Origin of the sequence: Citrobacter sp. Cpo069 (assembly GCF_030332785.1) — a bacterium.
Taxonomy (GTDB): domain Bacteria; phylum Pseudomonadota; class Gammaproteobacteria; order Enterobacterales; family Enterobacteriaceae; genus Citrobacter; species Citrobacter portucalensis.
Genome location: NZ_JAOWHD010000042.1, coordinates 1 through 13,008 on the forward strand (window position 1 = coordinate 1; position 13,008 = coordinate 13,008).

The window sequence follows — 13,008 nt, forward strand, 5'->3', positions numbered from 1 at the left end:
AATAAATATCCTCCGGCATAGCCGGAGGTTTTTCTGATGCGCCTATAAGGCTCTGTTACCAGCCGCGCCCTAACAGGCGCATACGATCTGACATTTGCATCAGACTTCGTTACTTACGGCCCGTAAACGGGCTACCCGGATAAGGGATCGATAACTGCTCGCCCATTTTATCCTCTGCAAGCTGGTGCTTTATGTATTCCTGTATCCTTGCTGTGTTCTTACCCACCGTATCTACGTAATACCCACGACACCAGAACTCCCTGTTCCTGTATTTAAACTTCATATCACCAAACTGCTCATACAACATCAGACTGCTTTTACCTTTCAGATAACCCATAAAACCGGATACGCTCATTTTGGGCGGGATTTCCACAAGCATATGGATATGATCTGCACAGCATTCCGCTTCCAGGATCCGCACGTTTTTCCACTCACACAGCTTTCTTAAGATGCTGCCTATCGCCCTACGTTTCTCCCCGTAGAATGCTTGTCTTCGGTATTTGGGCGCAAAAACTATGTGATATTTACAGTTCCATCGGGTGTGCGCTAAGCTCTTTTCGTCCCCCATTGGGACCCCCTTTTGATTTCTTGTTTAACCCTTGCAGTTGCCAGACCGCAAGGTGTTTTAACAAATCAAAAGGGGTTTTAATAACTGGCCCAAAGCTGAAAGCTTTCCGGAACCCCCAGCCTAGCTGGGGGTTTTCTGTGCACAAAAAAAAGCCCGGTCAAAAAACCGGGCTAGTGTGCGTCAGAAGACTTACTCCATCCATTCGGTGTGGAATACACCTTCTTTATCAGTGCGTTTATACGTGTGCGCACCGAAGTAGTCACGCTGGGCCTGGATCAGGTTAGCCGGCAGTACCGCAGAACGGTAGCTATCGTAGTAGGCTACTGCTGCAGAGAAGGTCGGTACCGGAATACCGTTCTGCACAGCGTAAGCCACTACATCACGCAGCGCTTGCTGATATTCGTCAGCGATATTTTTGAAGTACGGGGCCAGCAGCAGGTTCGCGATGCCTTTGTTTTCAGCATACGCGTCAGTAATTTTCTGCAGGAACTGCGCACGAATGATGCAACCCGCGCGGAAAATCTTCGCGATTTCACCGTAGTTCAGATCCCAGTTGTATTCGTCAGACGCAGCGCGCAGTTGAGAAAAGCCCTGCGCGTAGGAGACGATTTTGCCTAGGTACAGCGCGCGGCGTACTTTCTCAACGAACTCAGCTTTATCGCCAGCCAGTTGAGCCTGCGGGCCGGACAGTACTTTAGATGCCGCTACACGCTGGTCTTTCAGAGAAGAGATGTAGCGCGCGAATACAGACTCGGTGATCAGTGACAGCGGTTCGCCCAGATCCAGAGAGCTCTGGCTGGTCCATTTACCGGTACCTTTGTTCGCCGCTTCGTCCAGGATCACGTCAACCAGGTATTTACCCTCTTCATCTTTTTTGGTGAAGATGTCTTTAGTGATGTCGATCAGGTAGCTGCTCAACTCGCCTTCATTCCACTCGGTGAAGGTGGTAGCCAGCTCTTCGTTAGACAGATTCAGGCCGCCTTTCAACAGGGAATAGGCTTCTGCAATCAGCTGCATGTCGCCGTATTCGATACCGTTGTGAACCATCTTCACGTAATGACCCGCGCCGTCAGCGCCAATATAGGTCACGCACGGCTCACCATCTTCCGCCACAGCAGCAATTTTGGTCAGGATCGGCGCAACCAGTTCGTAGGCTTCTTTCTGTCCACCAGGCATGATGGACGGGCCTTTCAGTGCGCCCTCTTCACCGCCGGATACGCCAGTACCGATGAAGTTAAAGCCTTCTGCGGACAGTTCACGGTTACGACGGATAGTGTCCTGGAAGAAAGTGTTACCACCATCAATGATGATGTCGCCTTTATCCAGATACGGCTTCAGGGAGTCGATGGCAGCATCTGTGCCTGCGCCCGCTTTCACCATTAACAGGATACGACGTGGGGTTTCAAGAGACTCGACGAACTCTTTCACCGTGTAATAAGGAACCAGTTTCTTACCCGGATTCTCGGCAACAACTTCTTCAGTTTTTTCGCGGGAGCGGTTGAAGATGGAGACGGTATAACCACGGCTTTCGATGTTGAGCGCCAAGTTGCGCCCCATCACTGCCATACCGACGACGCCGATCTGTTGCTTGGACATTACATACTCCTGTCAGGTGTGGTCACCGCGACATACGCGGTTATGCTTGTAAAGCAGATAGTATCAAACAATTAGTAATCTATGTTAGAACTTACTCAAGCTAAGTGTTCATAAATAGAACAAACTAATTCTAATCAAAGAGGACTCATTGATTACATTTCGAATGTTTTTTTAGGACGCATCTTTTTTATCATAAAAAAGCTGCAGAGAAGTAATATGAAACTAATACACTCTACAAGCAGAATCGTCATAGCAGCACCTTTAACACCGTACTTCATTATTAAGAAATACATAGTTGGTATCGATGTCAAAATGCAAACATACGAAACATACAATCCAACTTTATAAAACCCCTGTGACTGAATTATTGCAGTTGTACCACCATTGATACATTTCACACATGCAACAATCAAGAACATCATTATCAAGAAATCGTTATTAACATTAGAAATCAACACAAAATGACCCAAGTATTTTATTATAAAGAAATAAACAAATGAACTCAGCACGCCATATGCCACAATACATAATAGGAACTGGAACACCTTAGTAAAAGCATTTTTTTCTTGTAAGTTAATTCGGCAAAATCTTGCATATGCAACTGTAGAAAATACAGAAGAAACCATAACCAGTGGATCAACCATTCTAAATATCTGGCCATATGCTGCAAGATCCCCTGGGGCAAATGTCTTGAGATAAAAATTATCTACACGACTATAAATAATTACAACAACAGCTGTAAGACCTATACTTAGTGTATATTTATATAAAGAAAAAATTGACATTAGCGCATCAAAAGCTGACGTTCTAATGAACCTAAACTTGACACTAACAAATAGTTTTAGTGTAACCAGCGATACGAATAATAGTTCAACACACAGGTAATCCCATGCGTTAAATTTAACGTTTAAAAAATACTGAATAGCGAAGATCGTACACGTTGCAATAGATGCAATTGCGATCGGAAACGTGAGGGATTTATTGGAATTGAGAGATTGAAAATAGCTATTTGAGAAATTAAAAAATAAAGCAACGGGTAAGGCTAACACAATAGGAATGTAGACATTATATTGATAACCCTGAACAAAAGAATACAAACAAAACAGTAGTGAGACAATTACTCCAGAAAGAATTTTTTGTGCAAACGTTACATTTAATAGTTTTATTTTATCTGTGGAATCATTATATTTTTTTATAACAAACAGATCCACACCAAAATCAGTAACCACCCGAAGGACTTCGAGAAAACCAACTAAAAAAATGAACTCTCCGCCTACATCTTCTCCTAAGGAACGAGTAATCAGAATTATTGCAAGTGTTTTAAAACCGAAGTAACATATTTTATTAAATAGCGAAAAGATGCCATCGGAGAAAATTTCTTTGATCATGTCATGCCTACTAATGAGATCCTGGTCGAAAAACAAATCACTTACTGACCATGATTAATTTTATTTTTAACAAGCAATGGAGATATAATAACAATCGGCAATGATTTTAGAAGAAAAGCCAATGGCAAAATCAGTTCACCACGAACGGCATAAAAAAATCCAGAAATCATGGAGATGGCAACAAAGTTTATTATTACCCGTTGATTATTTAGTCCCCATTTAATAAATAACATCACCCCTGATAAATACAGTAAATAAATAATCACTCCCAAATTTAGACTCAGCAACGATGACTCTAACAATCCTGAAGATGACAACGCAATACCAGAGGATACATCACCTAAAACAATTATTGAAAAATCTTTTGCGATTTGTTGATCATCAAGAAAACCAAGACCGCTTAGCGGTAATACTTGTGTGAATACCACAGCGGGATGAAGTTGAACCCATCCTGATGATTGCATATCAAACAAATTCTGCATCCCCCCAAGAGTAGAGGATAGCGAATCTAAAACAATGCCAATATAATTCATAAAATCGATTTTGTACCCTTCACGGAAATACGATACCATCGAGAAGCATAAAAACCCGGCGATGAGAAATATTGGTTTTGAGAGCTGCTTAAATAAATTCCTTACTCTATACTCATTAGAGTACATATACAGTATAAAAATACAAATCACTGAAAAGAAAAACTTATTACGTATTCCAATAGCTAAATCAGATGCAAGTAAAACAAATGCAATAACTTTAATATAGGTCGGTGTTTTAAAATAAAAAGTGGACAATGACATTACAACTGCAAAACCACTAATAGCACGAATAACAAATGGAACTTGGGATAGCAATTCTTCGCTTTCAGTATAAATTGCCAAATGCCCTTCTCCTGAATTCAATATAAATACAAGATAAATTAATATTTTGTATAATTGACACAGTGCAACAATAGAAAACAAAATATAAAACAAACTAGTTAAATATCTTTTTTCTTCTTTTATGACAGTCTCTGTTGATTGCAAGTAAAGGATGGAATTGATCAACATCCCCCAGATACAAATTATTTCAAACCCATGATTCGCGTTTTTAAAATAGTAAAGATAAATCGATGGCAAACCAATAATCAAAGAAAAAACGAATGCAAAAAGCAAGGTTAGTGATAAATAGCGAACTCTATTGATATAATAATAGAACATCAAAATAACTAATAGTACTGTAGATATAGTGGCTAAAATATCAATATACGCTTGCGATACAAATGTATCCGCCCCTCCCCACAAGAAACATGAGGATAGTGAAAGAAATACAGAAAAATATATAGCCAAATGTTTAAACTGTATTTTATTGTACAATAATGAATAACATTGCTTATGCATAGTAATTAGTTTTATTAGTAAAGTAACTCATTTGAAAAATAAGAAACAGTTAATTTTACAATCTCTCATTCGGGATGAACGCAAATAAAAAATACCAATGCTAAATATAAACGATTTAAAAACAATCTATCACTGAGCGGTTCAATGACTAACCGCTCAAGAGTAGAAAGAAGTTTATATTTTTTACAAAAGAGTAACTTTATGCAAAACTTCTAATACTAATTTTTCAGCTTTTATTATGTTATCTGCTTCTGCATAGCATCGCAATTCAGGAGCGTTGCCTGACGGTCGCAAATGGATTATTGAACCATCACTTAGTGTCAATCTTAACCCGTCAGTTGTATCCACCGATTGTACATGAAGGTCGACAAAGCCTATTCTTTCGATAAATTCTTGAGGATTTTCTTGAGCTGACGCAATAATGTTTTTGCTTTTGCTTGTTGCAAAATTTTGAACTCTATTTGAGTAGGTAAATCGTGGTGGCAACTCCGCCAAGAGTTTTGAAATAGTCACATTATTGTTTATAGCCAGTGCCAGCACCATTAAAGCAGGCAAAACAGCATCTCTTGTTGGAAGCGCTTTAATCATACCGCTGTTATAATTTACATCGCTACCTAAAAGATACCCACCGTTAGCCTCAAACCCTGCAACACTATCAAAACTATTATTCAGAGAATCAAACGCTGAAATGACGAATGGTGAACCAATTTTAGTCAGCGTTACATGATTAAACCACCCGCAGGTCTGAATTACCGTATTACAACTTACAGGTACAGCTACCGCTTCAATATTCATTGCCTTTGAGCAAAATAGCCCTAATATGTCACCCCGTAACCAAACGCCATTTTCGTCAGCAACCAAAGGACGATCGCCATCGCCATCGGTAGAAAAAATCATATCGAGGTTATAGTCAGATGACCAGTGTAAAGCTTTTTCTTCATCTTCTTTTGATACTGCTTCAGTATCAATAGGCACAAACTCATCACTTCTACCAATACTTACAATTTCAGCACCAAGCTTACTGAATATTTCTGGATAAAGATCCCGTCCCGCACTTGAATGTTCATAAATCCCGATACGTTTACCTTTAAATATATTTGAAAAAATTGAAGTATTTCTCTCGATATAAGTATCAGCGGCCCGCTTTGAACATTGTAATTCTGGCAATACAGTCACATCAGGATATTCTTTTTCAGCATGTATAATGCTGTTCTCATTTTCTTTTGAAATTTCCCCATCTGGACGATAAAATTTCAAACCATTTCTATCAAATGGAATATGACTTCCAGTAACCATTATTGCAGGAATCCCATCGGCAATCGCTTGATTTGCCAAAGCTGGAGTTGGAATTACACCGTAGTAAATAGGTATAATACTACATTCCAACAATGCCGCTGCGCAAGCTTGTGCCATAGCATAGCTGCTTGGACGATTATCTATTGCGAGCGCAACCTCTTTAAAAGAAAAATCCTTCATCATTACATCGATAAAAGCATAAGTGAATGCAGCACACACGTTGGGTGTAAAATCTTTCACTAATCCACGAGCACCACTTGTACCAAATGCAATTCCGCTATTTTTAATTACATCATTGGTAATATTCATATAATTATTTATCCTCAACACGACCATATTTATCACTTAGGCGCACAATATCATCATCACCTAGATATACACCCGACTGAATCTCAATTACTTCTAATGGTATCTTTCCTGGATTTTCCAAGGTATGAACTGTGCCAATTGGTATGAAAGTTGACTCATTTTCAGTGACGAAATAAGTGCGTTCGCCGCAAGTCACCTTTGCAGTACCAGCGACAACCACCCAATGCTCAGCTCGATGATGATGCATTTGTGTTGAGAGACATTCACCAGGCTTAACGGTAATACGTTTTACCTGATAACGGTCGCCACGTTCTACAGAATCATAACGTCCCCAAGGGCGATAGACTTCGCGATGGGATATATGTTCGCTACGTTTTTGCTTTTTAAGAATTTCGACAATCTTCTTTATGTCTTGTACGTTGTCTTGCTGTGCTACAAGGAGCGCATCTTTAGTTTGAACTATAATGAGGTTATTAACTCCAACGGTGCTGATCAGTGAACCTTCAGAGTAAATGTAGTTGTTCCTGCTGTTATAGTTAATTACATCACCATGCGATACATTTTCATGTTCATCTTTCTCTGATATTTCCCAAAGTGATGTCCATGAACCGATGTCACTCCATTCAGCATCAAGTGGAATAACTACACAATCCTGAGTTTTTTCCATTACCGCATAATCAATTGACTCATCAGGACATTCTGCAAAGACATCAGAATTTAATCTGATAAAATCTAGATCAGTGCTAGCACTAGAAAGCGACTCTTTACACGCTGCCAAAATATCAGGGCGAAATTTTTTCAATTCATCTAAATATACGCTCGCCTTGAACATGAACATACCACTATTCCACAAATAGCATTTTTGTTCGAGATAATTTTTAGCCGTTTCTAAATCAGGTTTTTCGACGAAAGAATTTACTTTAAATACAGAGTTTTTAACTTGTTCGCCCTTTTTAATATAGCCATACCCAGTTTCAGGTTTGGTCGGGACGATGCCAAAAGTCACTAACTTGTTGTCAACGGACTCTTGTTCTGCAGCTAAAACAGCTGCATGGAAGGCTTCAATATCCTGAATAGCATGGTCTGCAGCAAGAACCAGCATATGATGATCGCCATGGAGTTCCAGAGCCTTTAGAGCAGCCAGCGCAACGGCGGGCGCAGTATTTCTACCTACAGGTTCGAGAATAATCTGGAAGTCATCCACACCGAACTGTCGCAATTGTTCAGCAACAATAAATCTATGCTCATTGTTGCTAACAATGACAGGAGGCAAACAATTTAATCCATCAAGTCTCTTCAACGTTTCCTGGAGCAAACTATTTTCATTAGTCAATGATAAAAATTGTTTCGGGTATAACGAACGAGAAAGAGGCCATAAGCGAGTCCCAGAACCACCGGCCATAATAATTGGGATAATCATTTTATTTTACAGACTCCTTAATTTTCTGGATATATGGGTTCAATTTAGCTTCCCATGAAAAATTCTCATCGATAAATTTTTTCGCAACTACTGCTGTTTCGGTATATTTATCCAGATTTGTTATAAAATTATTTAATACCCGTAAATATTCTTCTTTTGTATTGGCAACATAAATCTCCTTACCCTCCTCTGCTCCCAAGCCTTCAAAGCCAACAGTAGAAGAGATACAAGGTAATCCCAAAGCCATATATTCAAGCACCTTATTTTGGATACCTGCCCCTAATCTAATAGGACATACACCAATATGTCCATCAGCTGCCGCATAAGTTATGCTATCAACTTCACCTGTGACAACAACGCCAGGCTGACTTTCTAACCAACTCTTATCTTTATCTGTAATACGTCCGATGACCTTAAATTCAAAATTACCATGCTTGTTCAGAAATGGTAAAACTTCCTTGGTGAACCATTTCACACTATCCATATTTTGCAAAGAATATAAATTACCTATAAATACAAGGGTTATCTTTTTATCTTTAGCTATTTTTCGTTCTGAAAAAGGTAAGCTAACGGCATCAACACCATTTCCACAAACTAATACATTATTCGGACGGTCTGGATATAAATAATCGGAGTCAACCTGTGATACCAAAGTAGTCAAGCTGAATTTGTTATTTATAGTTCGCTCATATCGTTCGAGTCTTTTTTGTTCAAATGAATATACAAATGTTTTTAAACTCAATAAAGATGCTTTTTCCTTTACTCGTTTATAATTAAGTGAAATGGCATCGGTCATCTCTAAAAAATTTATATCTTTATTATCTTTCACATAATCACCAACTCTTATCAAATGTGAAAGAGTTGCAGAATGTTCAGGTAATAACTGCTTAAGTTTATCTTCAAATTCTTTAGATTTATAATACCCAATCTGTAGGGGAGTATTTGAAAACAAAGATAATATGACATTTAAAACAGATTTTTTCTTTGAAAGATATACTCTGTGAACACTACTAAAAACTTCACGATCATATTCATAGTTGAGCTCTTCGCGTTTATCACACAGACTCAACAACGTAAGATCATAATGCTTAGACAGTTCTTTACAGATCTTATAGATACGTAATCGATCCCCACCAATTACAGGAAACGGGAACCGTGGAGTCAAAACTAATATCTGTTTCCTATTTATATCAATATTACTCATAAATCTTTCTCAATTCATTTTCAAATAAAATATGTTCATGCAGAGCTTTCCTTTCGACACTGGGTGAATTATCTACCAAGTATGAATAGACTTCATAATACTCAGAATAGTAAGTATAAAAGAAAATATTCGAATCCTTTTGTTCGCGGAAAGCAGAGATCCGTGTGCATATAACATTTTTGCATGTGAGTTTTGCTTCAGCTAAAGTCCTGCCATACCCCTCGGCAAGCGAATGAGCCCAAACAATTTTAGAATTACAATATAGTTTGACAACTTCCTCTAAAGAAACAAACCCAATAATTTCAATTTCTTTATCTGTATCCCGTCCATCAATTAAGTCGTTAACCTTGCTAATACCATTCCCACAACCTAATATTTTTAATGGTATTCTTTTTCCCCTTGGGATTGAAAAATAATAGTCCAGAGCTGTGACTAGATCCTTATTTTCCCCTAAACCTGAAACTAAAAGTAAATATCCAAGATCTTTTATTTCGGTAACATTAGCAATTTTCTCAAATGTGAAAAATGGATTTGGGAGCAGGATAGATTCTATACGCTTAAATAGCGATATTCTCTTAGACACTCGCTGAGTGCTTTGAGAAATAAATATTACTTTCTTTGCTAAAAAAGAAGAAAAATAAATACAGATTTTCACATAAATAGCAGCAAGGTTTCGTTTGTTTTTCTTAAGACTAATGAAGTCATGAATTATAACAATTGCCTTACCTAATAACAAGTCAATGATGGAACTACTATTATAGGGATATATATTATACTTAGTTCTATAAACTATACCCATAATTGGTATTAAAAGCTGCTCTACTATTATAAAAAGAACATTCAGAAACCATGAAGGAAGCTTATGGAATATTTTTGGACATGCAACATAAATAACCTGAACATTATTATCTCTTAACTTTTGCACAAGTTCAGAAGTATAGATCGGTATTCCTCTTTTCAAAATACCATCAAAAAAATTATTTACAATTACTTTCATGTTTGCTCTTAAGTCTATTTCAGATATTATCAATTGTATAAAAATAGTCAGGATTATTATTTCTTCTTTTGAGAACGCATCATATAAACACAATCATACCACGCTACCGCCCCTGGCTTAACAGCTACCAGTGCACTAGCAAAATTCCAAAGATGTACCCCGCCCCGCTAGCTATCGCAAAGCTATCTTAAATTCAAACGCTAATTGTCTTACCAAACGCGGCCAGAAACAAGAAAAAATCCAACAAAAAACAAATTAAACTTGGTAGGTTAACTTGTTGTAATTCTTTATTTTTAATATAAAAAACGACAGTAACATTCCATTGCCTAAAGCATAGACGCTGGGATGTTAGCTGCCGCTATTTTTTCTGGCTAGCCGTCACAAAGACCTGTAAATTTCTACTCGCTCAGTAGGTTCTCGATGCTCTTACGGAACTTCGGACCTTCCTTCAGATTATGCAGCCCATACTTAACGAATGCCTGCATGTAGCCCATCTTTTTACCACAGTCATAGCTTTCGCCGGTCATCAGCATGGCATCAACAGACTGTTTTTTAGCCAGCTCTGCAATGGCATCTGTCAACTGGATACGTCCCCAGGCACCTGGAGCAGTTTTTTCCAACTCAGCCCAGATATCAGCAGAAAGCACGTAGCGTCCTACGGCCATCAGATCGGAATCAAGTGTTTGCGGCTGGTCAGGTTTTTCAATGAATTCAACGATACGACTGACTTTACCTTCGTTATCTAAAGGCTCTTTGGTTTGAATAACCGAGTACTCAGACAGATCACCTTCCATACGCTTAGCCAGCACCTGACTGCGCCCGGTTTCATTAAAACGGGCAACCATGGCAGCCAGGTTGTAACGCAACGGGTCCGCACTCGCTGTATCCAGAACGACGTCAGGCAATACGACGACAAACGGGTTATCCCCAACAATCGGGCGAGCACAAAGAATGGAATGACCCAGACCCAGTAACTGAGCCTGACGAACGTTCATAATAGTCACGCCAGGAGGACAGATAGACTGCACCTCGGCTAATAGTTGGCGCTTTACTCGCTGCTCAAGGAGTGATTCGAGTTCGTAAGAGGTGTCGAAGTGGTTCTCAACTGCGTTCTTAGACGCATGAGTCACCAGAACGATTTCTTTGATACCGGCAGCTACAATCTCGTCGACAATGTATTGAATCATCGGCTTGTCTACGATCGGCAGCATCTCTTTAGGGATTGCCTTCGTGGCAGGCAACATGTGCATCCCCAGACCTGCTACCGGAATAACTGCTTTCAAATTAATCATTAAGTCATTCACCTATTCAATTGTTGCTGAATTATAGCTTTTTAGCTTGTTTTAGCCAGTATGAATTACATTACTCCGATGCCGCGTATGTTACGCCGCTTAACTGCGGAATGCAGTAATCTTAATCCCAGGCGGGTACAACTTTTGCCAGGAATGGTCGCAAAGTTACCTCCCCTGCCCCGGCAGTCGAAAATTCACCGCTTCGACATTCACCACCTGATGGTTTACCCGGTCAATGTCAACTGAACTTTGCCCAGTTTCGTTTACTGCATGTACGTTGGCCAGTGAGAGTAGTGTGTCCTGCTTAGCCATAAATTTACCGCGTACGTCCTTGCGCAGATCGAAGTGCATCTTGAGCGCGGGTCCTGTTACGGATTGCTGCATCACTCTGATGTTACGTAAAAAAAGGTGCTGCGGTTGGTTGTGCAACTCAAGCGTGGCTCGCTTCATCTCCACGTTGGTGATGGCCACGAACGACGTTGCATTACCTGATGAGATCTGAATGCCGCGTAATTTATATTCAAGTTTCGTGTTATCCAGATGGATATTATTTAACTTAAAGTTCTGTGGGATGGATAAATATCGTCCTTTAATAACACCGTAGCCAATGAGCATACCTGCACTATTTTCCATATTGATATTATCAATCACGAAATTATCACAGCCATAAATAGCAACCGTTGCATTATCAATGCCTGCTTTCTTACTAAAATCTGGGGTAATATTTCGTGCAGTGATATTACGAATGATAAAATGTTTGCCGTTCTCTACATGGACTAGCTGTCGACAGTCGGTACCGGTGATATTCGCCACCACAAAGTTTTTTACCGCCAGCTCATCGGGATAGGTATTGTCATAGGTACTGCCCGCCAGTCCGATGCCGATGCCCCAGTTCACGTTGCCGTTGGTACAGTTAATACGTTCAATGACATGGTCAGAAATGAGGATATTGCTGTCGTTGATCGCCACATTCCACTCAATGGCATCTCCCTGTAGATCGCTAAAACGGCAGTTTGTAATCTTTACGCCATCCATCCGGTTATGAAAGCCCTGACGCAGGATCCCATAGTTAGCGCGCGTGACGGTAATATCCTGAATAGTCAGATTGCGCATCAGCCTCGGTGTTTTGCCGCCGATATAGATTTGCGTCACTGGCCCGAAACCACTCATGGCAATCCCTTTTATCACGCAATCCGAACCGCGCACATCGAGAGTAACATTCCTCAGGCTCCCGCCCTGCTCACCCACTACCTTACATCCATCCTGCAGAACAAAGCGACCACGGCCATTGCCGCTGATTCTGCCTTGCAGGTGTAGCGTTTTGCCAGGAGGAATAACGATAGCGGTATTGAGATCCTTACATTCAAGTCCATTTGGTACGACTACCGTTTGTCCTTCTTTGAACGCCTGCCGGAAAGAAGCGACCCAATCCTTTGGGTTGTAATCCTGAATGTTGACGCTGCCCGATGATTCAAGCGCCCGGACAACGGGAGAATGCAGTACGACAAGCCCAAAGCCTGCCGTCAGAAAAGTACGGCGTGAGAGTTTGTTCTCTGACATACAAC

At 40.0% G+C, this 13,008-nt stretch carries 10 protein-coding genes; all 10 read right to left on the reverse strand.

Going from position 1 to position 13,008, the window contains the following annotated elements:
• Window positions 1-109: 109 nt before the first annotated feature.
• Complete coding sequence (gene tnpA / locus OGY08_RS04585) at window positions 110-568, reverse strand: IS200/IS605 family transposase (protein ID WP_057069660.1); 459 nt, start codon at window positions 566-568, stop codon at window positions 110-112.
• 189 nt (window positions 569-757) lie between these two features.
• The gene (gene gnd, locus OGY08_RS04590; RefSeq protein WP_008785171.1) at window positions 758-2,164 is read right to left on the reverse strand and encodes an NADP-dependent phosphogluconate dehydrogenase; all 1,407 of its coding nucleotides are present in this window, start codon (window positions 2,162-2,164) and stop codon (window positions 758-760) included.
• Window positions 2,165-2,316: 152 nt separating this feature from the next.
• On the reverse strand, window positions 2,317-3,552 hold the full coding sequence (gene wzx / locus OGY08_RS04595) for an O17/O44/O73/O77/O106 family O-antigen flippase (protein ID WP_057095142.1): 1,236 nt from the start codon (window positions 3,550-3,552) through the stop codon (window positions 2,317-2,319).
• A 41-nt stretch (window positions 3,553-3,593) separates the two neighbouring features.
• The gene (gene wzy / locus OGY08_RS04600) at window positions 3,594-4,925 is read right to left on the reverse strand and encodes an O17/O44/O73/O77/O106 family O-antigen polymerase (RefSeq protein WP_125362640.1); all 1,332 of its coding nucleotides are present in this window, start codon (window positions 4,923-4,925) and stop codon (window positions 3,594-3,596) included.
• Between the two features lie 183 nt (window positions 4,926-5,108).
• Window positions 5,109-6,530 carry a phosphomannomutase gene (locus OGY08_RS04605; RefSeq protein ID WP_057069315.1) on the reverse strand — a complete coding sequence of 474 codons (1,422 nt, stop codon included), beginning with the start codon at window positions 6,528-6,530 and terminating at the stop codon, window positions 5,109-5,111.
• Window positions 6,531-6,534: 4 nt separating this feature from the next.
• The gene (locus OGY08_RS04610; RefSeq protein WP_057069310.1) at window positions 6,535-7,950 is read right to left on the reverse strand and encodes a mannose-1-phosphate guanylyltransferase/mannose-6-phosphate isomerase; all 1,416 of its coding nucleotides are present in this window, start codon (window positions 7,948-7,950) and stop codon (window positions 6,535-6,537) included.
• A 1-nt stretch (window position 7,951) separates the two neighbouring features.
• Window positions 7,952-9,154, reverse strand: coding sequence for a glycosyltransferase family 4 protein (locus OGY08_RS04615; protein ID WP_125362641.1), 1,203 nt, complete (start codon window positions 9,152-9,154; stop codon window positions 7,952-7,954).
• On the reverse strand, window positions 9,147-10,151 hold the full coding sequence (locus OGY08_RS04620; RefSeq protein WP_125362642.1) for a glycosyltransferase: 1,005 nt from the start codon (window positions 10,149-10,151) through the stop codon (window positions 9,147-9,149). Before OGY08_RS04620 ends, OGY08_RS04615 begins: the two co-directional genes overlap by 8 nt.
• A 398-nt stretch (window positions 10,152-10,549) precedes the next feature.
• Window positions 10,550-11,443 carry a GalU regulator GalF gene (gene galF, locus OGY08_RS04625; RefSeq protein WP_125362643.1) on the reverse strand — a complete coding sequence of 298 codons (894 nt, stop codon included), beginning with the start codon at window positions 11,441-11,443 and terminating at the stop codon, window positions 10,550-10,552.
• Between the two features lie 165 nt (window positions 11,444-11,608).
• The gene (gene wcaM / locus OGY08_RS04630) at window positions 11,609-13,003 is read right to left on the reverse strand and encodes a colanic acid biosynthesis protein WcaM (protein WP_125362644.1); all 1,395 of its coding nucleotides are present in this window, start codon (window positions 13,001-13,003) and stop codon (window positions 11,609-11,611) included.
• Between the last annotated feature and the right edge of the window lie 5 nt (window positions 13,004-13,008).